23 protein-coding genes are annotated in these 22,627 nt (G+C 69.7%); 9 read left to right on the top strand and 14 right to left on the bottom strand.

The annotated features are described in order from the left end of the window. Positions 1-69 precede the first annotated feature (69 nt). Positions 70-1,989, top strand: coding sequence for an AMP-dependent synthetase/ligase (locus tag ACFY16_RS36955; RefSeq protein ID WP_390651595.1), 1,920 nt, complete (start codon positions 70-72; stop codon positions 1,987-1,989). Positions 1,990-2,192: 203 nt separating this feature from the next. On the opposite strand, the gene ACFY16_RS36950 is transcribed toward ACFY16_RS36955, so the two are convergent. Continuing rightward, positions 2,193-3,140 (bottom strand): LysR family transcriptional regulator, encoded by a 948-nt coding sequence (locus tag ACFY16_RS36950; protein WP_390651594.1) that lies wholly within the window; start codon positions 3,138-3,140, stop codon positions 2,193-2,195. 183 nt (positions 3,141-3,323) lie between these two features. Here ACFY16_RS36950 and ACFY16_RS36945 point away from each other — a divergent pair, with 183 nt between their 5' ends. Beyond that, positions 3,324-3,887, top strand: coding sequence for a DUF6817 domain-containing protein (locus ACFY16_RS36945; RefSeq protein ID WP_390651593.1), 564 nt, complete (start codon positions 3,324-3,326; stop codon positions 3,885-3,887). On the opposite strand, the gene ACFY16_RS36940 is transcribed toward ACFY16_RS36945, so the two are convergent. Beyond that, on the bottom strand, positions 3,878-4,474 hold the full coding sequence (locus ACFY16_RS36940; protein ID WP_390651592.1) for a TetR/AcrR family transcriptional regulator: 597 nt from the start codon (positions 4,472-4,474) through the stop codon (positions 3,878-3,880). The two genes, ACFY16_RS36945 and ACFY16_RS36940, sit on opposite strands and share 10 nt — an antisense overlap. A 119-nt stretch (positions 4,475-4,593) precedes the next feature. On the opposite strand from ACFY16_RS36940, the gene ACFY16_RS36935 reads away from it, so the two are divergent. Continuing rightward, entirely contained in the window at positions 4,594-5,040 is a 447-nt protein-coding gene (locus ACFY16_RS36935) for a nuclear transport factor 2 family protein (protein ID WP_390651591.1), read from the top strand. Between the two features lie 63 nt (positions 5,041-5,103). On the opposite strand, the gene ACFY16_RS36930 is transcribed toward ACFY16_RS36935, so the two are convergent. Together ACFY16_RS36930 and ACFY16_RS36925 are read right to left on the bottom strand one after the other, a co-directional pair. Then, a complete protein-coding gene (locus tag ACFY16_RS36930; RefSeq protein WP_390651590.1) occupies positions 5,104-5,424 on the bottom strand; it encodes an AzlD domain-containing protein in 321 nt (106 codons plus the stop codon). After that, positions 5,421-6,113 carry an AzlC family ABC transporter permease gene (locus ACFY16_RS36925; protein WP_390651589.1) on the bottom strand — a complete coding sequence of 231 codons (693 nt, stop codon included), beginning with the start codon at positions 6,111-6,113 and terminating at the stop codon, positions 5,421-5,423. Before ACFY16_RS36925 ends, ACFY16_RS36930 begins: the two co-directional genes overlap by 4 nt. Positions 6,114-6,181: 68 nt before the next feature. On the opposite strand from ACFY16_RS36925, the gene ACFY16_RS36920 reads away from it, so the two are divergent. Further along, positions 6,182-6,781, top strand: a complete 600-nt coding sequence (locus tag ACFY16_RS36920) for a helix-turn-helix domain-containing protein (protein ID WP_390651588.1) — start codon at positions 6,182-6,184, stop codon at positions 6,779-6,781. Between the two features lie 32 nt (positions 6,782-6,813). On the opposite strand, the gene ACFY16_RS36915 is transcribed toward ACFY16_RS36920, so the two are convergent. Next, positions 6,814-7,092, bottom strand: coding sequence for a hypothetical protein (locus ACFY16_RS36915; RefSeq protein ID WP_390651587.1), 279 nt, complete (start codon positions 7,090-7,092; stop codon positions 6,814-6,816). Between the two features lie 498 nt (positions 7,093-7,590). After that, entirely contained in the window at positions 7,591-7,794 is a 204-nt protein-coding gene (locus tag ACFY16_RS36910; protein WP_351143185.1) for a cold-shock protein, read from the bottom strand. 401 nt (positions 7,795-8,195) lie between these two features. On the opposite strand from ACFY16_RS36910, the gene ACFY16_RS36905 reads away from it, so the two are divergent. From ACFY16_RS36905 to ACFY16_RS36895, 3 genes are all read left to right on the top strand, one after another. Further along, positions 8,196-9,044, top strand: coding sequence for a menaquinone biosynthetic enzyme MqnA/MqnD family protein (locus ACFY16_RS36905; RefSeq protein WP_390651586.1), 849 nt, complete (start codon positions 8,196-8,198; stop codon positions 9,042-9,044). Positions 9,045-9,124: 80 nt separating this feature from the next. Then, entirely contained in the window at positions 9,125-9,442 is a 318-nt protein-coding gene (locus ACFY16_RS36900; RefSeq protein WP_390651585.1) for a hypothetical protein, read from the top strand. 432 nt (positions 9,443-9,874) lie between these two features. Beyond that, positions 9,875-14,410 (top strand): FtsK/SpoIIIE domain-containing protein, encoded by a 4,536-nt coding sequence (locus ACFY16_RS36895; protein WP_390651584.1) that lies wholly within the window; start codon positions 9,875-9,877, stop codon positions 14,408-14,410. Positions 14,411-14,596: 186 nt separating this feature from the next. On the opposite strand, the gene ACFY16_RS36890 is transcribed toward ACFY16_RS36895, so the two are convergent. Further along, positions 14,597-14,857 carry a WXG100 family type VII secretion target gene (locus ACFY16_RS36890; protein ID WP_390651583.1) on the bottom strand — a complete coding sequence of 87 codons (261 nt, stop codon included), beginning with the start codon at positions 14,855-14,857 and terminating at the stop codon, positions 14,597-14,599. Between the two features lie 217 nt (positions 14,858-15,074). On the opposite strand from ACFY16_RS36890, the gene ACFY16_RS36885 reads away from it, so the two are divergent. Both ACFY16_RS36885 and ACFY16_RS36880 read left to right on the top strand, forming a co-directional pair. Beyond that, a complete protein-coding gene (locus tag ACFY16_RS36885) occupies positions 15,075-15,335 on the top strand; it encodes a WXG100 family type VII secretion target (RefSeq protein ID WP_390651582.1) in 261 nt (86 codons plus the stop codon). Between the two features lie 45 nt (positions 15,336-15,380). Continuing rightward, positions 15,381-16,220, top strand: a complete 840-nt coding sequence (locus ACFY16_RS36880) for a hypothetical protein (protein ID WP_390651581.1) — start codon at positions 15,381-15,383, stop codon at positions 16,218-16,220. A 47-nt stretch (positions 16,221-16,267) separates the two neighbouring features. On the opposite strand, the gene ACFY16_RS36875 is transcribed toward ACFY16_RS36880, so the two are convergent. The 7 genes from ACFY16_RS36875 to ACFY16_RS36845 all read right to left on the bottom strand — a co-directional run bounded on the left by ACFY16_RS36875 (position 16,268) and on the right by ACFY16_RS36845 (position 22,390). Beyond that, entirely contained in the window at positions 16,268-17,698 is a 1,431-nt protein-coding gene (locus ACFY16_RS36875) for a PE-PGRS family protein (RefSeq protein WP_390651580.1), read from the bottom strand. A gap of 175 nt (positions 17,699-17,873) precedes the next feature. Further along, positions 17,874-18,569: a hypothetical protein gene (locus ACFY16_RS36870; protein WP_390651579.1), complete on the bottom strand. Its 696-nt coding sequence runs from the start codon at positions 18,567-18,569 to the stop codon at positions 17,874-17,876. A gap of 37 nt (positions 18,570-18,606) precedes the next feature. Then, entirely contained in the window at positions 18,607-19,287 is a 681-nt protein-coding gene (locus ACFY16_RS36865; protein ID WP_390651578.1) for a hypothetical protein, read from the bottom strand. Positions 19,288-19,383: 96 nt separating this feature from the next. Further along, a complete protein-coding gene (locus ACFY16_RS36860; protein WP_390651672.1) occupies positions 19,384-20,115 on the bottom strand; it encodes a hypothetical protein in 732 nt (243 codons plus the stop codon). Positions 20,116-20,137: 22 nt separating this feature from the next. After that, positions 20,138-20,482: a hypothetical protein gene (locus ACFY16_RS36855; RefSeq protein ID WP_390651577.1), complete on the bottom strand. Its 345-nt coding sequence runs from the start codon at positions 20,480-20,482 to the stop codon at positions 20,138-20,140. A 19-nt stretch (positions 20,483-20,501) separates the two neighbouring features. Beyond that, entirely contained in the window at positions 20,502-21,998 is a 1,497-nt protein-coding gene (locus tag ACFY16_RS36850; RefSeq protein WP_390651576.1) for a C2 family cysteine protease, read from the bottom strand. After that, positions 21,998-22,390 (bottom strand): hypothetical protein, encoded by a 393-nt coding sequence (locus tag ACFY16_RS36845; protein ID WP_390651575.1) that lies wholly within the window; start codon positions 22,388-22,390, stop codon positions 21,998-22,000. Before ACFY16_RS36845 ends, ACFY16_RS36850 begins: the two co-directional genes overlap by 1 nt. Between the last annotated feature and the right edge of the window lie 237 nt (positions 22,391-22,627).

Raw genomic sequence — 22,627 nt, 5'->3', positions numbered from 1 at the left:
CGCCTCGGTGCGCGAGGCACGTACGTATGCAGCAAGCAGTGTCGCCGCTGCACGCCCCAGGAGCCGCCCGTGTCCACTCCTTACCCGACCTCCGCCGACTACGACGACGGAGGGCCCACGCTCGTGGAGCCCGAGACGCGGCGGCTGGACGGTGCCGTACGCGAGGCGTACGTACCGCCGTTCGCCCACCCGGTGACCCACGGCTCCCTCGCCGACCTGCCCTTCGACAACGCGGTCGCCGCGCCGGACTCCGTGGTCCTCAGCCGCAAGCTGCTGGATGACGGGCGGTGGGTGGATGTGACGGCGGCTCAGTTCGCCGCCGAGGTGCAGGCGGTGGCGAAGGGGCTGATCGCGGAGGGCCTGGTGCCGGGCGACCGGATCGCCGTCATGGCCCGGACGCGCTACGAGTGGACGCTGCTCGATTTCGCCGCGTGGTCGGCGGGCCTGGTCACCGTCCCCGTCTATCCCACCTCCTCCGTCTTCCAGACCCGCTGGATCCTTCACGACTCCGGCGCGGTCGCCCTGGTCGCCGAGACGGTCGCCCAGGCGGCGGCCCTCGGCCCCGAACTGGAGCATCTGCCCGACCTCCAGCACGTATGGGTGATCGAGAAGGGACACGTGGACCGCCTGGCGGAGGCGGGCGCCCACCTGCCCGACCAGGAAGTGGCGGTACGGCGCGGGATGTTGGGCCCGGGCACCCTGGCCACCCTCATCTACACCTCGGGCACGACGGGCCGCCCGAAGGGCTGCGTACTCTCGCACGGCAACTTCTTCGCCGAGATCGACAACGCGATCGAGCTCCTCTACCCGATCTTCAAGGCGGGCATGAGCGAGGAGGTCTCCGTCCTCCTCTTCCTCCCCATGTCCCACGTCTTCGGCCGCATGGTGGCGATCGCCTGCGTCCGCGCCCGGGTCCGCCTCGGGCACGCCCCCAGCCTGAAGTCCGAGGACCTGCTGTCGGACCTGGCCGCCTTCCGGCCGACGTGCCTGCTGGCCATCCCGTACATGCTGGAGAAGGTCTTCAACACCGCGCGCGCGAAGGCGGAGGCGGGCGGCCGGCTGTCGTCCTTCGACCGCGCGGTGTCCGTGGCCCGCCGCTACGGCGAGGCACTGGAGGCCAAGCAGACGGGCACCGGCTCGGGCCCCTCCGCCGTCCTGAAGGCGGGCCGCGCCCTCTACGACCCCCTGGTCTACCGCCGCATCCGCAATGCCATGGGCGGCCGCGTCCGCTACGCCATCTGCGGGGGCTCCCCGCTCGGCCGCCGCATGGCCGCGTTCTACGCCGGGGCCGGCATCGAGATCTTCGAGGGTTACGGCCTCACCGAAACGACAGGCGCGTCAACGGTCACCCCGCCGCTACGGCCCCGCCTGGGCACGGTCGGCTGGCCCCTGCCCGGTACACGCGTGCGCATCGCGGCGGACGGCGAGATCCTGCTGGCCGGCGAGCACGTGCTGCGCGGCTACTGGGACCCGGCGGCGGGCGGCGTCGTCCCCGCCGCCCCGGACGGCTGGCTCGCGACGGGCGACATCGGCGAACTCGACGACGACGGCTACCTCACCATCACCGGCCGCAAGAAGGAAATGCTGATCACGGCGGGCGGCAAGAGCGTCGCCCCGGCCCCCATGGAGAACTGGCTGCGCTCCCACCCCCTGATCTCCCAGTGCATGGTCCTGGGCGACGGCCGCCCCTACGTCTCCGCCCTGATCACCCTGGACCAGGACGGCATCACCCACTGGCGCCAGATGCACGGCAAGCACCCGGTCCCACCGGAACTCCTCGTAGGCGACGAGGAGTTGACGGCCGTCCTCCAACGCGCCGTGGACGAGGCGAACAAACTCGTCTCCCGCCCCGAGTCCATCCGCCGCTTCGCGATCCTCCCGGTCGACTTCATGGAGGAGGCGGGCCATTTGACTCCGTCGATGAAGCTGCGACGGGAGGCGATCCTGCGGGACTTCTCGCGGGAGGTGGAGGGGCTGTACCCGCAGTAGGGGGTACGGGTCGCGGGGGTGTCTGCCGGCGGGTGAGATCGAGGAAGGGCACGCCTCTTCTGTCGTACGCCTTTGCCGCGACCGTGGCGATCAGCGCGTTCGCAGGGAAACTGCCCGAGGTGGGAGCGCGGCGGTCGGGTCCACGGAGGTGGTGTACCGGCCGCAAGTGTGACAGATCTGGGAAATGTGCAACACCGGCGGCTTTACCCCTCCTCGGGCAGCGGCCGTACACCACGTCTGTGGACGCGACCCACGCCGGTCACGCCCCGTCGGCAGCTCTCCGTGACCGTGTCCGCGAACGCCCGTGCAGGCGGACTGAGCGCTTCCCACCGCCGTACGGCCCAGCCGACCGGCAGCGGGGGCAGGCCGGGAAGGGGGACCAGTCGCAGATCGCCGTCGCCGGGGACGGGCAGTCCGGGCACGGCGGGGACGACGGCCCGCCCCACACCCAACTCCGCCAGCAGCAGTGCCGTGTCCCAGTCGGCGACGCTCGTGTCGTAGGCGAAGCGGACGCCCAACTCGGCGCATCCGGCGTCGAGATGGGCGGCGGAGGCGGAGTTCGGTGGCAGTCGTATCAGGCGTACGCCGCTCAGTTCCCCGACATCCACGGCCGCCCGCCGTGCGAGCGGATCCTCCGCCCGCACCGCCAGCACCCACGGCAGCTCGACCACCGCCCGCTGCTCGATCCCCCGCACCGGCGGGCCGAGAGTGATCCACGCCAGATCCAGCGTGCCGTCGGCGAGCGCGTCGAAGCTGCCGCGACCCGAACTGACCGTACGAAACTCCAGGTTGACCTTCGGATGCCGCTGCCGGAACGCGACGACCGCCTCCGACATGAAGTGCCGTACGGTCGTCGCCCCGGTCGCCACGCGTACGTAGCCGCTCTCGCCGTCGACGAGGTCCCGCAGCTGCCGTATCGCCAGGTCCAGGCCGGAGATGCCCTCGGCCGCCGCAGCTTCCAGGACGCGGCCCGCCTGGGTCGGCACGACGCCGCGCGGCTGCCGTTCCAGCAGGGCGACGCCGGTCTCCCGCTCCAGCCGTTTGACGTGCTGGCTCACCGCCGACTGGGTGCAGCCGAGATCACGGGCCACCGAGCTGAGGCTTCCGGCCCTGCACACAGCCACGAACACACGCAGGTCGTCGAGGGTCACAAAACCCAAGCTAACACTTGCAGTTGATGACAAAACCCAAGGATTGACTGTGCTCAGTCGCGTGCACGACGATTTCCGCAGGGCCCAGGGCGGCAACCCGCTCCGTCTCTCCGCCGGCGGAGAGACGGAGCGGGTGCCGACCCGACGCGACACGCGCCCCGAAACGTCGGAAGGACGCCGACCGTGCAGACCTCGACCGTTCAAGCCACCGAACTCCTCAGGGAGTTGGGGGCCGAAATCATCCCCCATCCCGGCGGAACCCTCCTCGCCCACCTCGACCGCGTACGCGCCCGACTCGCCACCTGGGGCGCCCGCCCCGCCCTCCAGCTCGCCGGCCTCTGCCACGCCTTCTACGGCACCGACGGATTCCCCGAGACGCTGCTGCCGCTCGATCGTCGCGCCGAGCTCGTCGAGATCATCGGCACGGAGGCCGAGGCGATCGTCCACGCCTACGCGAGCTGCGACCGCAAGGCCACGTACCCGCACTTCGCGGACCCCGCCTCCGCCCTCCACGACCGCTTCACCGGCGACGCCCACACGCCGCCCTCGCGGTTGCGCCGGGACTTCGCCGAACTCACCGCCGCCAACGAACTCGACCTCGCCCGCCTCGATCCCGCGTTCCGCGACCGGTACGGCCCCGATCTCCTCACCCTCTTCTCCCGCTTCCGCCCCTGGCTGAGCGAACCTGCCTGGGAGGACTGCCGCGCGGTCCTGGGAAGCCGGCCGGGCGCCACACGTCAGGAGTGACCCTCCCCGGCGGGCCGCAGACAGTCGAGGACCAGGGCCGCCAGGCGCCGAGCCCTTGCGTGCTCGCCGTGCTCGCCGTACCGCCGACCGGCGGTCACCGCGGCCACGACGACCGCCTGTACGTCGACCGCGTCCACGTCCGCCCGTACCGCTCCGGCCGCCTGCGCGCGTGAGAGCAACTCGGCGAAGACCTCTCTCAGGCGGGCCGCCAACTCCTCCGTGCCAGCGCCCATGGAGCGGGCCGACCTGGCGACCGCCTCCGCCAGGTCCTGTTTCGCGCCGGCCTCCTCGGCCATCCGCGTGGCGAAGCCGAAGAATGCCGGTCCGGGCTCGGGGGCCTCCAGCGCGGCGCGGGCGTCCCGCGTCAGCTGTTCCAGGTGCTCGCCCACGACGGCCTCGAACAGGGCCTCCTTCGTGGGGAAGTGGCGATGGACGGTGCCCGCTCCGACACCGGCGCGACGGGCGATCTCGTCGAGGGGTACGCCGATGCCTTCGGCGGCGAAGGCCTCCCGTGCGGTGCGCAGGATCCGTTCCCGGTTCCGGCGGGCGTCGGCCCGCAGCGGTCGCGGTGGCTTCTCGGCACTCAACTCAACCGTCCTCCTTCTCAAGGAACTTGGCCCACCATGCTGGCAACCGGGGCGTGCGCCCCGTATATTCTCAAGATAAAGCGGGGCCATCGCCCCGCTTGTCTCGAGGGGAGTCTTCCATGACTGCTGCCGCCACACCGCGCGAGGTCGTCCGACACCTGCTCAGCCTCACCGCCGAAGGCCCCGCCGAGGAGATGGCCGACGTCTTCGCCGTCGACGCCGTCTTCGAGATGCCCTTCCTCCCGCCGGGCACGCCCGCGCAGGAGCCGGGACGGGAGGCCTTCCGTGCCCATCTGCGCTTGGGTGCCACGATGCAGAAGCACGACAGCCTGGACCACGTCCGCATCCACGGCACGGACGACGATCCCGAACTGGTCGTCGCCGAATACCGCCTCCACGGCCGGATCCTGGCCACCGGCAAGCGGTTCGCCCTCGACATCGTCATGTTCGCCCGGGTCCAGGACGGCCTGATCACCTGGCTGCGCACCTACTCCGACCCGCTGGCCGCCCTGATCGCCTTCGACGCGGCCGAGGACGCGCTCGCCGCCCTGGCCGACACGGCGTAGTAGTCGTAAGTCGTCCTGGTCGGTGTACGGCCCTTGACTTCACAAGACGCGAGGGCAAGACCGTCAAGCCGCCCCCGGAATCACCGCCCGCAGCAGGGCGGTGGCCGCGGCTGCCCCCAGGACCACCACCACGAAGGGCGCCCGCCGCCATGCCAGTACGCCCCCCACCAGCACCCCGGCCGGCCGCGCCCACCCCGCGAACCCTCCGCCCTCGGTCAGTGCCCCCGTCGCCAGCAGCGCGACGAGCAGGACGACGGCGCCCGCCGACAGCAGTTCCTGCACCCGCGCCGGAAGCACGACCCGCCCGTGCAGCACCGGCCCGACCAGCCGGAAGGCGTACGTCCCCACGGCCATCGCGAGGATCACGGCGACGGTGGCGTTCATACGGAGGCCTCCTTACGGCCGTAGAGGAAGAGCCCCGTCAGTGCCAGCAGCACCGGCACACCCACCGGGACGGCCGGGGTCGCCGCCAGTGCCACGGCCGCGCCGAGTGCCGCCGAGCGCCGTACGCCCGCGTTCTCGCGCAGGGCGGGCACGACGAGGGCGGCCAGTACGGCGGGGAAGGCCGCGTCCAGGCCGTACCTGTCGGTGTCGCCCAGCGCGCTCCCGGCGAGCGCCCCCACCAGCACACCCGCGTTCCACACGGCGAACAGGCCGATCCCCGAGATCCAGTACGCCGCCCGTCGCCTTACCGGGTCCGCCTGGGCGAGCGCGAAGGCCACCGTCTCGTCGGTCACGAAATGCGCCCCGACGAAGCGGGCGAGGCGGCCCCGGCCGATGACGTCCGCGACGGCGAGGCTGAAGGCCGCCGTGCGGGTGTTGAGCAGCAGGCCGGTGGCCGCCGCGGCGAGGGGACCGCCCCCGGCCAGCAGTACGCCGACCGCGCTGAACTGCGCCGATCCCGCGTACACGACCAGTGACATCACTACCGGCACCCACACCGGCAGCCCGCCGGCCACGGCGATCGCGCCGAAGGAGACCCCGACGACACCCCCGGCGAGACAGACGAGCGCGACGTCCCGGAGCAGTTCGGGGTCATGGACATAGGCTGATGTTCGTCGTGCCGAACGCATGTTTTCTACGATGGACAACAGGATCCTGGTTCGTCAAGCCGAACGATCGTACTTCTGGAGCGAACGCCATGTCCGATACTCCAAGCCCGGACCCAACCCCGGCCCCGACCTCGCCCCCGCCCCGGCTCCCGCTGGACTGGATCGCCGCCTCCCTGCGGCGCGAGCGCACCCGCACCGGGCTGAGCCTGTCCGAGCTGGCCAAGCGGGCCGGGATCGCGAAGTCCACCCTGTCGCAGCTGGAGGCGGCAGGCGGAAATCCGAGCATGGAGACGATCTGGGCGCTGGCGGTGGCGCTGGGGGTGCCGTTCAGCGTGCTGGTGGAGCCGCCCGCCCCGGCGGTGCAGGTGATCCGCGCGGGCGAGGGGCCCACCGTCCACTCCGAGCAGTCCAGCTACACGGCGACGCTGCTCTCGGCGAGCCCGCCGGGGGCGCGGCGCGACATCTACTACGTCTGGCTGGAACCCGGCACCGTACGAGACTCGGATCCGCACATCCCGGGCACGGTCGAGCACATCGTCGTCGGTGCCGGGAGGGTGAAGGCGGGGCCGCGGGGGGAGGGGGTCGAGCTGGGACCCGGTGACTACATGGCCTACCGCGGGGATGTGCCGCACACGTACGAAGCGCTTGAACCGGGGACGACCTTCACGCTCGTCATGCAGCACATCTAGGCCTTCGGCTTCGGCTACGGGATCGGCACAGCTCAGGGGTATATCTGCTCGATGAGACGGATGTTGCACGAAGCGTGACCCTTGCCGTTCTTCGGTATCACCCAGAAGGACCCGTCGATGTCCCGCCCCACCACGCGTGGGGTGCCTTTCAGGGAGTCGGGCACGTGGTTCTTGGCCGTCTTGTACAGCTCGACGAGCGCCTCTTCCCGGGACTTGTTCCCGGGCACGGGCTTAATGACCTTGATCTGCCTGAGAGGCGCTTCCCCATCGGCTGTGACCGTCTCGTCAGCGATGATCAACCACGTAGGCATCGATTCGTCTCCTGGTGACTGGTGCCGGCGGCTCGCGCGTCGCGAGCCGGGAACCGCATGGGGTCTCCGCTTTGATTCGCTGCTCACGCGGGGCCGAGTGGAAACCTCCGCACGCGTCTTCGATCGTCGGAGGCCTGCACGAGTGGAGGGCAAGGGCGCCGGCCCCTGCCCTCCGGGTTCAGTGGTTCAGCCTCGGCCGTCACACGCCTCGCGGTCGCCGCTGCCTTCGCAGCTGTCGCACTTGGCTCCGCTCCAGCCGCGGAATCCGAAGCCGCCGCAGGTGGTGCACTTGCCGTCACCCTTGCAGATGAGCTGGGTGAATCAGTACGTGCGGACCTTCTCCCGGCCTCGGGTCGGGGCTCCGGGCCGTCGGGCCAGGCCGGGTAGTGGCGCGTCTCGCGCGGGCAAAGGCAGGAGCCCCGTCGCCGGATGGCGCGGGGCTCCTTGGGTACTGCTATCCAGTCCGAATCAAAGCTTTGGGCTCGATGAGCCTGAGGCTTAGAGCGGGGTGACGTTCTCCGCCTGCGGACCCTTCGGGCCCTGGGTCACGTCGAAGGAGACGTTCTGGTTCTCCTCGAGCGAACGGAAACCGTTGGCGTTGATCGCGGAGTAGTGGACGAAGACGTCGGGGCCTCCGCCTTCCTGGGCGATGAAGCCAAAGCCCTTTTCGGCGTTGAACCACTTCACGGTTCCGGTAGCCATAAGCCCTCCTTGGGCCCAAAGGGTCGCCCTGCTCCAGAACCCTGCAAGTGTGAAAACTGTGCTGCACAACTGCATACGTCTGAAAACGACTAGAGCCCGCGGTCACATGCTCCGCAGGCTCTGTACTGCAAGGGAAACCAAACTGCAACTTGCGGCGAGCCTAGCACGCGGGCAGCCGAAAGCAATAGAGGTCAAGATCACGTCACTCGGACGTTTGAATCCGATCGTGTGAGGTGGACGGTGCGGGCGGCTGGGACTGGTGGGCAGTGGCTGGGACGGGTGGGCAGTGGCTGGCGCTGACCGAGAGTCGCGATGGGGTGGCTGAGGGTGATCGGCGTCGGCCGGGCGTGGCGGCCGGGGGTGGCCGCTGCGCGCCGGGCGGCAGGGTCTAGCCTCCCGATGTGGACAATTCTCGCAACCGGCCGCGTGTCGGCCACATCCAGTTCCTGAACTGCCTGCCCCTGTACTGGGGGCTCGCGAGAACGGGAACGCTCCTCGACTTCGAGCTGACGAAGGACACCCCGGAGAAGCTCAGCGAGCGGCTGGTGCAGGGAGACCTCGACATCGGGCCCGTCACCCTGGTCGAGTTCCTCAAGAACGCGGACGACCTGGTCGCCTTCCCCGACATCGCCGTCGGCTGCGACGGCCCCGTCATGTCCTGCGTGATCGTCTCTCAGGTGCCGCTGGACCAGCTGGACGGCCGCCGGGTCGCCCTCGGCTCGACCTCGCGCACCTCGGTCCGCCTGGCCCAGCTGCTCCTGGCCGATCGTTTCGGCGTCCAGCCGGACTACTACACCTGCCCGCCCGACCTCAGCCTGATGATGCAGGAGGCGGAGGCCGCGGTACTCATCGGCGACGCGGCGCTCCGGGCCAACCTGCTGGACGGCCCGCGCTACGGCCTCGCCGTGCACGACCTGGGCGCGCTGTGGAAGGAGTGGACGGGCCTGCCGTTCGTCTTCGCGGTCTGGGCGGCCCGGCGCGACTACTTGGAGCGTGAGCCGGTCATCACGCGCCAGGTGCACGAGGCGTTCCTCGCCTCCCGCAACCTCTCCCTGGAGGAGGTCGGCAAGGTCGCCGAGCAGGCGGCCCGCTGGGAGGCCTTCGACGAGCAGACCCTGGAGAAGTACTTCACGACGCTCGACTTCCGCTTCGGCGGACCGCAACTGGCGGCGGTGACGGAGTTCGCCCGCCGGGTCGGCCCGACGACGGGATTCCCGGCGGACGTGAAGGTGGACCTGCTCCAGCCGTAAGACGGATCTGCTCCAGCCGTAGGGGTGGGGACTGCCAGGTGTAGGGGGACTGCTCCAGCCGTAGGGGCGCCGCGCGGCGGGTGGGCGGCGCCGACCATTCCGCCCCCGCCGACACCGCTCCCGTCGCCGTCCCCGCCCGTTACCTCGGCACCTGGGAGGGCGAGGGCAGCGGTCTCGACGATGCCGTGCCCATGGGGACCTTCCGGCTCACCGTCCAACAGGCGGACGTGGGTGAGGAGTTGGGCCTTCTGCGCCAGACGGATCTGTTCGGCGGCGTCTGCAACGACGTACTGACCCTGCAGAAGGTGACGAACACCGAGATCGTGGCGACATCCGTGGGCGCCAAGGACAACTACGACGGCTGCAACCCGCAGACCGGCAAGTGGGAGGTCGCATAGGGCCTTTGAGTCGCAGGCCCCGCCCCGGGCGGCTTCCCGCCTACCCGCCCGCGTAACTGACCGGCTGCCAGTCCGTCCGTCCGCGTATCCGGTCGTAATGGAGCGAAGCGCACGCCGCCTTCGGCCGCTTGGGCCTGGTCGACAGTCCGGTCATGCCCCCGTCACCCCCCACCGCCCCGGCTGTCACTACTGTGTCTGCGAAAGCGAACACCACCACCACACCAGCCACGCACTAAAGAACTGCGTACCTCAAGAACCACGCGTCTTGAGAGCACGGCACATCGCAGCCGGAGATCTACGGGCTGCCGGCGGTCTGACACCTGGGCAGCAGGACAGCGGGACAGCAGAGCACGACCTCGGAGACTGCGACTAGTCTCCGTCAGCTGAAGTAACGAACGTGGCCACAGGGGCCGACGGGGGAGGATGACCACCATGCGGATGCTGGTCACGCTCGTGCACGAAGGCGGTGCACCGCAGGACGTCGTCGTCACTGCGGACGACACGGCCACGGCCGGTGATGTAGCGGAGGTGCTGGGGACGGCCGTAGGACGTGCCGCCCCGCCGCCGGGCGGCATGCCGGGGAACGTCGTGCCCATGCGCGGCACGTCACTCGCCCCGCCGCCCGGCTACGGGACGGCGGTGACCGGGGCGTTGTCCCTGTGGGCGGACGGGATGCTGTGCGATCCGTCGGCCCCGGCGGCCGGTGTCCTGCGCGACGGCATGCGCATCTCCGTCGACGACGCGATAGGCCCGCTGCTGCGCAAGGGGGAGCCGGTCGGGCAGTACGAGCTGAGAGTGGCAGGCGGTCCCGCGGCCGGACGCGTGATCCGGCTCGGCGTCGGCGCGGCCACCGTCGGCTCGGCGCCCACCTGTTCGCTGCCCCTGCCGGACCCCTCGCTGCCGCCGGTCGCGCTGCGGGTGACCATCGACCTCCAGGGCAACACCACGCTCGCGGCGGAGGGCGGCGCCGAGGTCCTGCTCGACGACGAGACGGTGACGGCGGGGGCATCTGGGACGACGGGGAAGTCGGGGACGACCGGGGCCACGGGTAAGGCCGGGACGTCGTGGCCGCTCGGCGGTGTCGTCCGGGTGGGCGACTCGCTCCTCGTGCTCGACCGGGTGGCCGAGCCGGACGCGCACCTGTCCGCGATGAGCGAGGGCGGACTCGCCTACAACCGCCCGCCCCGGCTGAACCCGCTGCGGCCCCGGCGACGCATCGTCGTACCGCTGCCGCCGTCGAAGAACGAGCGGGCGCGCTTCCAGTTCATCATGGCCTTCATGCCCATGCTGTTCGGGCTGACCATGTACTTCATCACCAAGCAGATCTACATGCTGCTGTTCTGCGCGATGAGCCCGCTGATGATGATCGGCCAGTGGTTCAGCGAGAACCGCGAGGGCAAGAAGAAGCACAAGACCTCGCTCAAGCAGTACAAGAAGGACCTCGCCGCCCACGAGGCCGAACTCGCCGAACTGGCCAAGGAGGAGCAGCGCGGCCGCCGCGAGGACAGCCCCGACCCGGCCGAGATCCTCCTCTTCGCGACCGGCCCGCGCCGCCGCCTGTGGGAGCGCCGCCTCACCGACCCGGACGCCATGCAGCTGCGCATCGGCGTCGGCGGTCTGGAGTCCGACGTCGAGATGGTCATGGGCCGCGGCGGCACGTCGTACGACGAGGAACGCCCGGAACCGCCGCTCCTGCCGGACGTCCCGGTCACCCTGCCCTTCGCCCGCCTCGGTGTCGTCGGCATCGCGGGCGACCGCGCCCGGGCCCTGGCCACCGCCCGCTGGCTGAGCGTGCAGGCCGCGGTCCTGCACAGCCCCCGCGACCTCTCCCTCGTCTCCCTCTGCGCCACCCCGGCCGCCGGCGCCGACTGGCACTGGGCGCACTGGCTGCCGCACACCAACCCCGACCAGGGGCAGGACTGCGTCGCGCTGGTCGGCTTCGACTCCGAGGGCATCACCCGCCGCGTCAACGAGCTCCTGGGCGAGCTGGCCCGGCGCAAGGCGGCCCGCGAGCAGAACAACATGACGGGTCAGCTCTACCCCGACCCGAACATCCTGGTGATCCTCGACGGCGCCCGACTGCTGCGCCGCGTCCCCGGCGTACCCCAACTCCTCACCGAGGGACCGCAGAACGGCATCCTCGCCGTCTGCATCGACGAGGACGAACGCCTGCTCCCCGAGGAGTGCAAGGCCGTCGTCGCCTGGTCGCCCGACGCCGCCCACCATGTCCGCGTCCGCGGCTACGGTATGGAGGGCGTCGGCGACATCCTGGCCGACCAGGTCACCCCGGAGTGGTGCGAGCTGCTCGCCCGCTCCCTCGCGCCCGTACGTGACGTCAGCCGCGACGACGCCGACAGTGCGCTGCCCACCGCCGCCCGGCTGCTGACGCTGCTGGGCCTGCCCGACCCGACGGGCGCGGACGTGGAGCGGATCTGGCGGGCGGGCGGTTCGACGACATCGGCGCCGGTCGGTATCGCGGCCGACGGCACCTTCACCCTGGACATCCGTCGAGACGGCCCGCACGCCCTGGTGGCGGGTACGACGGGTGCCGGTAAGTCGGAACTCCTCCAGACGATCATCGCGTCCCTCGCGGTGGCCAACCGCCCGGACGCCCTGAACTACGTCCTCATCGACTACAAGGGCGGCAGCGCCTTCATGGACTGCGCCAACCTGCCGCACACGGTCGGCATGGTCAGCGACCTCGACGCCCACCTCACCGAACGGGCCCTGGCCTCGCTCGCCGCCGAACTCCACCGCCGCGAGCGGATCCTCTTCGACGCGGCCGCCAAGGACATCGAGGACTACAACGACACCCGCAAGCTCCGCCCCGAGCTGGAGCCGATGCCCCGACTGGTCCTGGTCATCGACGAGTTCGCGTCACTGGTGGCCGAACTCCCGGACTTCATCGTGGGCCTTGTCGACATCGCCCGCCGAGGGCGTTCACTGGGCGTCCACCTCATCCTGGCCACCCAGCGCCCGGCGGGCGTGGTGAGCGCGGACATCCGGGCCAACACGAACCTCCGTATCGCCCTGCGGGTGACGGACGCCGCGGAGTCGACAGACGTCATCGACGCCCCTGATTCGGGCGCGATCGCGAAGTCCACCCCCGGCCGCATGTACGTCCGCTCCGGCGCCCAGTCCCTCGTCGGCGTCCAGTCGGCCCGCATCGGTGGCCGCCGACCGGCAACGGGCCAGACCGGCCCCAAGGCGACGCTGATCCCCTTGCAGTGGAACTCCTACGCCCGCCCCCTCCCCAAGCGGGAGGAGGTCGGCGACGACGGCACGATGGTCACCGACCTGGCGGTCCTCGTGGACGCGGTGCGCGACGGTGCGCAGCGGATGGGCTTCGGCGAGCAGCGCAGCCCGTGGCTGCCGCCGCTGGCGGAACTGGTGACGCTGGAGGAGCTGGAGTCGTACAGGACTCCGGAGACGGCGGCCGTCGGGGCCGACGTCTCCCCGATCCCGTTCGGCCTGATCGACCTGCCGGCGAAGCAGAGCCGCAAGCCGCTGGCCCTGGACCTGGTGCACGGCGAGCACACCCTGCTGCTGGGCGGCGCCCGTTCGGGCCGCTCAACGGCCCTGCGCACGCTGGCAGGCTCCCTGGCCCGCACGACCTCCCCGCACGACGTGCACGTCTACGGCATCGACTGCGGCTCGAACGCGTTGTTGCCCTTGATGAGGCTGCCGCACGTGGGTGCTGTGGTCACCCGGGACGAGCCGGACCGGGTCCGCCGCCTGATCGAACGCCTGCTGGCGGAGATCGCCCGCAGACAGCAACTGCTGGCGATGGAGGGCGCGTCGAGCGCGGCCGAACAGCGGGCCTCGGCAGCCCCGGAGGACCGCCTTCCGTGGATGGTCCTGCTCCTGGACAGCTGGGAGGGCTTCGCCTCCACCTTCGAGGCCTACAACTACGGCCAGCTGCTCGAGGCGGCTCAGCGGATCTTCCGTGAGGGTTCGGCGGTGGGCCTGAAGGTGGTGATGACGGCCGACCGCAGCGGCCTGAGCGGTCACGTCTCGTCGGCCTTCGCGGACCGCATGGTCATGCGTTTCGCGGACTCGAACGACTACTCCACGGCAGGCCTCCAGGCCCGCGAGGTCCCGAAGAACATGCCTCCAGGCCGCGCCCTGCGCATCACCGACACGGGCGTGGACGAGACCCAGATCGGCCTGCTGGCGGAGGACCCGGCGGGGCAGGCCCAGGTCCGCGCGCTGCGCGAGATCGCCGAGGAGACGCGTGCACGCTACGGCCGTGTCCCGGCGTCCCGCCGCCCCCTCCGCGTGGACGCGCTCCCGTCGCGCATCACGGCGAGCGAGGCCCTTGCCCTGGATCCGGACTTCGTTCCTTCCTCCCCCCTCTGGGCCCTGATCGGCGTAGGAGGCGACGAACTCCACCCGATCGGCATCGACCTGGAGGAGAACGGCCCCGGCTTCGTCATCGCGGGCCCCCCGAAGTCGGGCCGCTCCACCCTCTTGCTGGCCGCGACGGAGTCCCTGCTCCGCTCCGGCACCTCGGTGGTCCTGGTCACCCCCCGCCGCTCCCCGCTCCGCGACCTTGCGGGCCGGGAGGGAGTCCTGGGCCTCCTGAATGCGGACAGCCGAGAGGACGACCTGGAGGAACTGGTGGGCGCGGCGCCCGGCGGCTCCTACGTCGTCGTGGTCGACGACGCCGAACTCCTCTACGACACCCGCCTCGACGAGGCCCTCGAAGCGGTCGTCCGCAAGGGCGCCGACGGAGGCATCGGCCTCCTCGCCGCCGGCACGACGGACAGCCTCTCCGGCCAGTACCGCGGCTTCTCGGTCGAGGCCCGCAAGTCCCGCAACGGCTTGCTACTCACCCCCCAGAGTCCCTCGGAAGGCGAGCTGTTCGGCATCCGCCTGCCGGCCAACAGCGGGGGTGGGCCGGCAGGCAGCGGGCTGTTCGTTTCGGGCGGGTCCTACATGCCGGTGCAGGGGGTCATGAACGGCTGATCAGATGTGCGCGAGGGGCCCTGCCCGGGCAGGCGGGGCCCCTTGGTCTTTCCGCTACGGGTTGGCGAGGGAGACGCCTTCCGGGCCGGGCTTCCCCACATACGACTGGGGCGCCCGGTCCGAGATTCGGAAATCTCGGACCGGGCGCCCCAGTTGCATCGCGACAAATGCGCGGCTCGCCTGGAATCAGGTGGCGCGCTCGATGTTGTCGGCGCTGGTGTTCGCCGACTTGCTGGCGTCGTTCAGCGTGTCCACCCACTTCTCGAAGGTGGGCTTCACGTCGTGCCAGTCGTCGCGGAAGCGGTCGGCCTTGGGGCCCTTCCAGTAGCTCGTGCTGTCAGCCGTGGCCGACTGCAGGTCCTTGATCAGGACCTGCAAGTCGTGTGCCTTGCGGCTGTAGAGCTTGGAGAGCTCCCGGAGCCGCCCGAGATCTGCACCGCGATCCATAGCGAATCCTCCCCGTGTGTAGTCAGTGGCAAGCGGACTGTCCGTTTGCAACAGTGGACGCTACCGCACCATCCGTAGTTCCCGTCCAGGGCTGCCGAAGATGGGATCTTCTGGTGAACGACCCGTGTTCATCCCGTTGATCCGGGCCAGGGGTCCACTCGGGACGGGGTCGGTGCGACAGTATGCTGGGGCCGTTGAGACACCGGGGGAGACTGCTATGGGAAATCCTGACATTCAGGAACTCAACCAGCGCGCAAGCCAGTTGAGGTCCCTGGCCGACCACATCGAGTCGCTCGTCAACCCAGCCAGCACGCACAGCACGACCGGGATGAAGACCTGGTCGGGCCCGAACGCGGACAATGTGCGCGGCAAGCTCAAGAGCTGGAAGACGACCTGCAGCACGGTCGCCACGGCGCTGCGGGACGAGGCGCACCAGTGCACGCAGAGCGCCAAGGACCTGCAGGACAACAGGAAGTAGAAGTGAGCCGGCGCTGCCGCCGCTTCACGGGAGGAACCCAGACCAGTGCCCTCGTACGACAGCTCCCGAGCCCGTTTCCGGCTGGCGGACCGCCACATCGCCGTATTCGCACACCTCTTGGACGGCGAGACACCGCCTGAGGAGCTGTGGGAGTCCCTGGTCGAGCTCCAGCGCGTCGGCCTGATCGGGGAGGAGGGCGAACTGGCGCCGGTGCTCCGTGACTTGCTCGGTGCGCTCGCCGACCCCATGGTGCTGATCCAGGTGGAGGTCACCGGCGAACACGGCCCCGTGAACCACGGTGTGGTCGTGGGCCAGGAAGCGGTGATCTCCCATGACGGCTGGCCGGGGGAGGAGGAGTCCGAGTACGTCTCCATCGAGCCCAACACCCTCGTCTGGGAGCTGGCCCGCAAGGTCAACCTCCACCGCGGCGAGAAGCCGGAGGAGGGCGCCCCCGAGGTCCGTATCGAGACGACGATGGCCGCGTTGGACGCCGCGTTCGGTGCCCTGGAAGAGCCCGGACCGGACGACGACGCGACCCTCGAACTCGTCAGCAAGGCCCTCGTCGAGGCCGACGCCAACCTCAAGGACCCGGCCCTGGAGCAGTTCCGGGACCTGGTCGTCTCCCTCAACGCCACCTGGCGCATCACCACCGCCTGGGACGGCACCCACGAGGGCGAACGCTCCGCGATGGTCCGCGCCCTCGCCGTATGGGACTGCGGCCCCCTCGGCTACTGGATCCGCGAACAGCCCGAAGAGCCCATCATGCCCGGCCAGGTGGGCCCCGACAGCCCCCTGGTCCTCGCCCTCTCCAACTCCGCCGAGGTCTGGGAGAAGATCACGGACCTGCTGCCGGACAAGGAAGAGCTGCTGATCGAAGGCGAGTGACGTGAGCGCCTCCGAGTTCGGGACGGTCCAGTAGGCCACTCTCGAGGTCAGAACCAGTTCATCGGATTCGCCTTCGACTTGGCGATGCTCTTCCCTAGATCCTTCGCCTTGTTGCCCACCCAGTCCGCCGCCTTCCCCGCGCCCTTCGTGATGTCGTCCCAGTGTTCGACGACCTTGGCGCCGCCGTAGATGAGGCCCGTGCCCACGGCGAGGCCGATGGTGACCGGGTTGGGGGCGACCATGGCCGCGGTGAGGGAGGCGTTGAAGCCGACCTCGGCGACGTCGGCGACGTATCCGGCGCCGTTCCTCTTGAAGGCCTCGACCGGGTTGCCCTGGGAGATGACGTTGGCCGCGCTGAAGCCGGTCGAGACCACACCGCCGACGATTCCCGCTCCCCGGAGGAAGCCGGCGGTCTTGGCAGCAGTGCCCAGACCGAAACGCAGGGCACCGGCACCACGCGCCGCTCCTGTGGCCTCCGCGGCGGAGTTGGCGAACCGCTGGCTGTTGGCGGCCTTGCTGAAGACCTTGATCAGGCTCGCATTGCCAGCCCGGGCGACCGGCTGTCCCGCGTGCGTGAAACCGCCGTACATCTTCGCGGCCTCGTCCGAGCCGACCAGGAAGTCGATGACCCCGTTGGCCCGGAGACTCTGCATGAGGGGAGTGCTGCGGGCCCAGTTGTAGCCCTGCCCGATCAGGTCGCCCCGCAGCCCGCTGGTCAGGGGGATGCGGGAGAGGTTCTGGTAGGCGGTGCTGCGTCCGAAGAGCGAGCCCAGCTGACCGGGCAACCAGCTGCCGGGCGCGCTGAGGGAGCGGATCTTCGGCGACCACTTGATGAGTCCGTTGCCCGCAGAACGTATGAGGCCGTTCTCGGAACCGCGCAGGACCACACCGAGCCGGGTCTTCCAGGTGCGCAGCGCCCCGGCCTTCAGGGAGTTGCCGAGCAGCACCTTGGTGAGGGAGGCCCCCTGCATGGTGACGACCGCGGTGGAGGCGGTGACGGAACCCCAGTCGCCGTACAGCCCGATCATGGTGGCGATCGTCTCTTCGTGCGGCTTGAGACCAGGGATCTGAGCGATCGCGTGCGCCTTGAGGCGGTCGAGGTAGTCCGACAGGGACTCGTCGGGGCGGCGCTTGAAGACGTCGGCGTTGGGGTCGTCACTGGCCGCCACCGAGTTGGCCAGCAGCATTTCGTCGGGGGAGAGGCCCTTGTACTTCTCGATGTCCTTGGCGCTGAAGCCCGCCCATTTCAGGCCGGCTTCGGGATCCCCGCTCTCCAGCCGGGCGTAGATCGCCCGCTTGCGCAGGTCCGGCGCCGTGTCCTTCACCCATGAACGCATGGGATTGAGTGAGGTGAGCTTGCTCGTGACGCCGAGCCGGGACGCCCTCGTAAACGCCTCGTCCAGTTTGTCCTGCATGCCACCGCGGCCGTCCAGCAGCTTCGCGAGCTGGTCGAGATCGTCCGGGTTGACGTTCCTCATGACCATGCTTCATTCCCCCCGGAATACTTCGAACGCGGGTCGTCGGACACCGCCATGAATCGGCGCACCATGATACGGATGCGGTAAGAGCACGGCGAGAATCAGGTGTGGTGAAGCCGTGCGTATGAGGTCCCACGAAGCCGCAGCGATGTCCTTACCGAGCTCCGGTCACTGGTCAGCGATCGCCGACGAGCGCGAAGGCGAAGGCCAGTCGACGGTCGACCCAGCCGGCCCGTACGGTCACCTTCGCGCTGCCTTCCGAGATCATCACGACCTTGTTCTCGGCACGCCACTCCAGCGTGCGGGGTTTGGAAGGCTGGTCACTGCCCTCCGCGCCCAGGTCGCCCACGGCGTCCAGCACGCCGCCGAGGAGCTTCCCGGCCATCCGGCTGGCGATTTCCTTGGCGTCCCCACTCGCCCACTCGCTGCGCCCCACGATCTCCGGGTGACCCGGCTGCTCGATGCGCCATGTGTGCTTGAAGGGACGGCGTCTGGGTGGCACGCGGGTGAGCGTTCCGACGAGGTGCCCCTGAGCGTCGCGCACAAGGAACCGTTGTTCCCCATCGACGTCAACGGGAGCTTCGACGGAGCAGAGCAGAGTGCGTTCGTCCGGGTCCTCGTACAGAGCGAGCCTGGAATGTCCGGGCAGGCCCGGTACCAGCGTCGTCGCGGATCCCACAAACGCGCACGGCGCCAGCACCCGAAGGTCCTTGGACGCCCTGGCCACACGCACCGCCTGCTTCCCCCGCACGGCGTGCTTCCGCTTGACGGTCGCCGGACGCTCGACGGCGGAGACCACGAACGTCTGGACGCTCGCCCAGCCGACCTGTTCCACCGGCGGTTCCGCCGTCTGCCGTCTGCCTAGTGCCATGTCAGCCTCCGAACGCGACCGTGACCGTGACTGAGGCTCAGGAGCGGGCGCGTAGCAGCGCGTACGCGAAGACCAGACGCCGGTCCAGCCACTCCGCCCGGACCAGGAAGCGGCGGTCGGCGTCGGAGGTCAGGACCAACTCGCCGTCGGCCTTCCACTCCAGGGCGCGTGACTTCGCGGGCTGGTCACCGCCCTCCGCCCCCATGTCGGCCACGGCCTGCACGGCGCCCAGCAGAAACTTGCCCGCACCCTTCTGGACCATTTCCGTGACCCCGCCCTTGGCCCACTCGGCGCTGCTCACGATCTCCGGACGACCGGGCTGTTCGATGCGCCAGGTCGGCTTGAGAGCGTGCTTGAGCGGCGGGATACGGCGGACCGTGCCGACGACCTGGCCCTGCCCGTCGCGGACACGGTAGTGGCGTGCGCCGTCGGCCTCCTCTGGGTCGTCGACGGAGCACAGGAGACGGCGGCCCTCCGCGTCCTCGTACAGCCGCAAGTCGTCCGCTGCTCCCTGCGGGGGAAGGAACGCGCACGGAGCGTTGACCTTCTGCGCACCTCCACCGTGCGGAACCCGGACGGCCCTGATGCCGAGCACGGGCCGCTTCCGCTGGAGCGTGACGGGGCGTTCCTCATCGGTGAGGGCGAACTCCCAGGCGTCGGCCCAGGGCACGACGGGAACGGGCGGCTCGTCGACGTTCTTGCTCCTGCCGAACACCATCAGTCTCCACGGTCGCCGGTTCGGGGCACTGTTCGTACCACCACACCGGGCAACTCTAGCCGCGGCCCCCCGTCAGCGGTTTCGGCCGCCACCCCGCTAGGCGCTGGTCCGGGTCACCCGTACGACACCCTGTTCCAGCTCCGACACCTTGAACAGCACATCCGCGAACTCGACCGTGTCACCGACCCGGACATCCTTGTACACGGCCACCGGGATCGCGGCGCAGTTCGCGCCGACTCCGGCGGTTCCGCTTTTGGTGTCGAGGTAGGAGACGGTGATCGACAGACCGGTCGGGAAGGTCTTTACACCACCGTTGCGTAGCAGGGACAGCGTGCTTCCCTGTGCCGGGAACCCCTTCGCCGCCGCGGCCAGGACGGACGAGTTGGTGGAGAAGCACAGACCGCTGTCCGCCTGTCCGCCCTTCGATTCGAGGGACTTGGGGGCTGCGGCCAGGGCGGCCTTGTCCTTCGCGTCCTGTGCCTCCAGCACGACCCGGTAGGAGCAGATCTGCCCGACGGTGTAGGCGTGCCCCGAGAGCGTGACCGTCTGCCCGGCCCTGACGGTCTGCTGCTTCTGGCCGTCCGCGTAGCTCGCGCCGTCGCGGAGGGTCGCCGTACGGGTCGTACCGTCGGCGGTGGCGGATTCGTACTGCACGCCTCCGCCACCGGGCAGCCGGAAGCCGCCGCCGCGCAGGACGTGCACCCCGTCCGCCGGGGCCGTGCCCACGCACACCGGGCCCTTGTCCTTCGCCGCCCGCAGGGGCGGCGGGTCGTCGCCGCTGCTCCCGCCGGACGACGAGTCGCACCCGGTCAGCGCCAGCACGGCCATGACGGCACCCGCGACGCCGTACCTACTCACCGGCCTGAGCACCGGTTCCCTCCTCGTCGGGGTCGGTCACGCGCTCCAGCACCACGCGGGTGCGGTAGTCGACCTCCGCGACCCGCCACGCGTCGCCGGTGATCTCCACGACGTCGCCCGGGGTCAGGTTGTCGTACGCGGCGCCCGTGCCGCCTTCGTCGCTGACCTGGATCCGGCCGTGCACCGAAGGCTGAGCGAAGATCGTCGCCACGATCCGGTGGGCCTTGCCCTCGTGTTCGACGGTGTACGGAATGTGGTAGCGGAGCACCCAACGACCGTCGAATTCGAAGGGGTATTTGACGTGCGAACGTTCCGGCTTGGGTTCGGGCTCGGGCACTGCACTCACCTGTCGGGCATCAGGGGACATCGAACGCCTCGGGTCCCTGGAAGTACTTGTTGAACTGTTCCTGGGTCACGGTGATCGGCGGATAACCGTGAACGCCCCAGGGATTGCCGAGGATGATCTTGCCGTCGTCGGTGAAGCCGCGGACGTAATAGGCGTGATTGCTGTGGTACGTGTTGCCCCACTCCGCCGGGTGGTCCTTGTCCAGTTTCTCGTCGTCCGGTGTGGAGACGGTGACGACCTTCCCGGAGTCGAACGCCTTCTTCAGCGAGTCGATGTTCTTGTCGTCGTGCTTGCCGATGCCGAGGAAGCCGCCCGACTCCAGGTCCTCGCCCTCCTTGCCCGTCAGGTAAGGAGCGGACTTCTTCGGGTCGTCGCCCTCGATACCGCCGTAGCCGCGCTCGTCGTCGCCGTCGTCCGAGTAGACCATCGCGAAGGCCTTCTCGTAGTACGCCGGCCAGGTCTCGCCGTTGCCGTACGTGCTGATCGGGTTGCCGTTCTGGTCGGTCGGCAGGTCGGCGGTCATGGTGACCCACTGGTAGTTGCCGTCCTTGTCCCAGACGCGGACGCTGACCGTGCCGTTCGGGTTCTGCTTGATGCCGTCCTGGATGAACTTCGGGTCCTTCTGGGCCAGACCGGCCAGCGAGGCGACGTACCAGCAGTCCCCGAACTGGTTCTGGCTGACGTCGTCGGCCGAGACACCGTCCTGGAACAGCGGGTCCGAGGGCGGCGCCCAGTGGATTCCGTTGTTGGTCTGGCCGTTCTGGTTGTTGCCGCCGCTCTCGTACGCGCCCGTGTTGGTGAACGTCGGCTGCATGCCCGGGAAGGCCGCTTGGAACTTGCCCACGTTCTCCGGGCTGATCTTGGACAGCATCAGGCTGAGGGTGGCCCGGCGCCTGTCCTCGGGCAAGCCGTTGTCGTCGAACGGGTTCCAGGCCGAGTCGCCGGTGTCGCTGATCAACTGGCTGTAGAAAGCGAGGTCCTTGGGGGACGCCTTCGTCATGAGCGCGTCCAGCTCGGCGGCAGTCATGCCGTCGAGCTCACCCGAGACCTTCTCCAGGTCGTCGCGGTTGCCGTTCGTGCCGAAGTCTTTTCCTTGCAGGCCCTGGAGGTCGCGCAACGCATCGTCGATCTTCTTCGCGTCAGGCGCCTTCTCGTCCAGGAAGACACTGCCGTCGCTGACCGGATCGCCGCGCTTCTCCAGCTCCTGCAAGCCTTCCAGCTGCTTGATCCGGCGCTTCATCGACGTCTGCATGTCGCCGAGTTCGCCACCGAGAGAACCGGGCAGGCGCCGACGGCCGCCGAAGATCGACGGCATCGGGATCACATCGCCGACCAGGCCCTGGAGGTCGGGGTCGCGGGACGCGCTCTGGCCCGGCGGGAGATTCTGCTGGGCGGTGGTCAGGACGGTCGCGAGCTGGGAGTGCAGCTTCCCGGAGTTCTGGGAGAGCGCGTCCAACTGGTTCGCGAGCGCCGTCAGCCCGGTGGCGTCGAAACCTCTGAATGCCATCAGCGGCCGCCGCCCGTCCCGGACTTGGCCTTGTCCTTCTCCTTGGCCTGCCTCTCCAGCTCGTCCGCCTGGGCCTCCCAGCGCGTGGCGTCCGCCAGCAGCGCGGTACCCATGCCGTTCAGGCTGCGCTGCCGCTGCTGGAGGGTGGCGGTGGACTCGTCGGCGAACGGTCCCTGCCAGATCGCGCCCGCGTCACCCCCGGTGCGGAAGGCATCAGCGCGCGGCGTCGCCTTCTTGACCGCATCGTCGAGATACGGCCCGAGCGTACGGGCGAGCGACCGCGCCTCCCGCGCGCATCCGCGCAGCTTCTCCGCCCGTCTCTTCAACTCGGCGGCGTCGTCGCCGCCGTCCGTGACCGCCATGTCCCCCGTGCCCCCTTCGTTCCTTGCCATCTGCTGGGCGTACTGTGCACAGAGCGATGGACAAGATCGCCCGGGGAAGCATACGAGGAACCCCACCGCCGAGGGCTCGAATCTCCTCGACCGTCACCACGCACTCCGCCCTCCCCATGCGTGGTTTCACGGACTGGGCGCTTAGGGCCTGTTCTGAGTTGAGATCACGGGAGGGCTGGCAGGCTGCGTAACCAGAGGATGGATCCGCGCAGGTGGAGTCCTGCGGCGTAGCTCTCG

Source organism: Streptomyces sp. NPDC001315 (assembly GCF_042896175.1).
Lineage (GTDB): Bacteria > Actinomycetota > Actinomycetes > Streptomycetales > Streptomycetaceae > Streptomyces.
This window is presented reverse-complemented; position numbering and strand designations above follow the sequence as displayed.

What these genes read in the sequence shown, in the direction of transcription:
- ACFY16_RS36915 (WP_390651587.1), bottom strand. Translation starts at nt 7,092, where the DNA reads ATGCCTACGTGGTTGATCATCGCTGACGAGACGGTCACAGCCGATGGG.
- ACFY16_RS36845 (WP_390651575.1), bottom strand. Translation starts at nt 22,390, where the DNA reads ATGGCAAGGAACGAAGGGGGCACGGGGGACATGGCGGTCACGGACGGC.
- ACFY16_RS36865 (WP_390651578.1), bottom strand. Translation starts at nt 19,287, where the DNA reads ATGGTGTTCGGCAGGAGCAAGAACGTCGACGAGCCGCCCGTTCCCGTC.
- ACFY16_RS36925 (WP_390651589.1), bottom strand. Translation starts at nt 6,113, where the DNA reads ATGCGTTCGGCACGACGAACATCAGCCTATGTCCATGACCCCGAACTG.
- ACFY16_RS36890 (WP_390651583.1), bottom strand. Translation starts at nt 14,857, where the DNA reads ATGGATCGCGGTGCAGATCTCGGGCGGCTCCGGGAGCTCTCCAAGCTC.
- ACFY16_RS36895 (WP_390651584.1), top strand. Translation starts at nt 9,875, where the DNA reads ATGCGGATGCTGGTCACGCTCGTGCACGAAGGCGGTGCACCGCAGGAC.
- ACFY16_RS36870 (WP_390651579.1), bottom strand. Translation starts at nt 18,569, where the DNA reads ATGGCACTAGGCAGACGGCAGACGGCGGAACCGCCGGTGGAACAGGTC.
- ACFY16_RS36935 (WP_390651591.1), top strand. Translation starts at nt 4,594, where the DNA reads ATGACTGCTGCCGCCACACCGCGCGAGGTCGTCCGACACCTGCTCAGC.
- ACFY16_RS36875 (WP_390651580.1), bottom strand. Translation starts at nt 17,698, where the DNA reads ATGAGGAACGTCAACCCGGACGATCTCGACCAGCTCGCGAAGCTGCTG.
- ACFY16_RS36910 (WP_351143185.1), bottom strand. Translation starts at nt 7,794, where the DNA reads ATGGCTACCGGAACCGTGAAGTGGTTCAACGCCGAAAAGGGCTTTGGC.
- ACFY16_RS36920 (WP_390651588.1), top strand. Translation starts at nt 6,182, where the DNA reads ATGTCCGATACTCCAAGCCCGGACCCAACCCCGGCCCCGACCTCGCCC.
- ACFY16_RS36930 (WP_390651590.1), bottom strand. Translation starts at nt 5,424, where the DNA reads ATGAACGCCACCGTCGCCGTGATCCTCGCGATGGCCGTGGGGACGTAC.
- ACFY16_RS36860 (WP_390651672.1), bottom strand. Translation starts at nt 20,115, where the DNA reads ATGGCCGTGCTGGCGCTGACCGGGTGCGACTCGTCGTCCGGCGGGAGC.
- ACFY16_RS36885 (WP_390651582.1), top strand. Translation starts at nt 15,075, where the DNA reads ATGGGAAATCCTGACATTCAGGAACTCAACCAGCGCGCAAGCCAGTTG.
- ACFY16_RS36850 (WP_390651576.1), bottom strand. Translation starts at nt 21,998, where the DNA reads ATGGCATTCAGAGGTTTCGACGCCACCGGGCTGACGGCGCTCGCGAAC.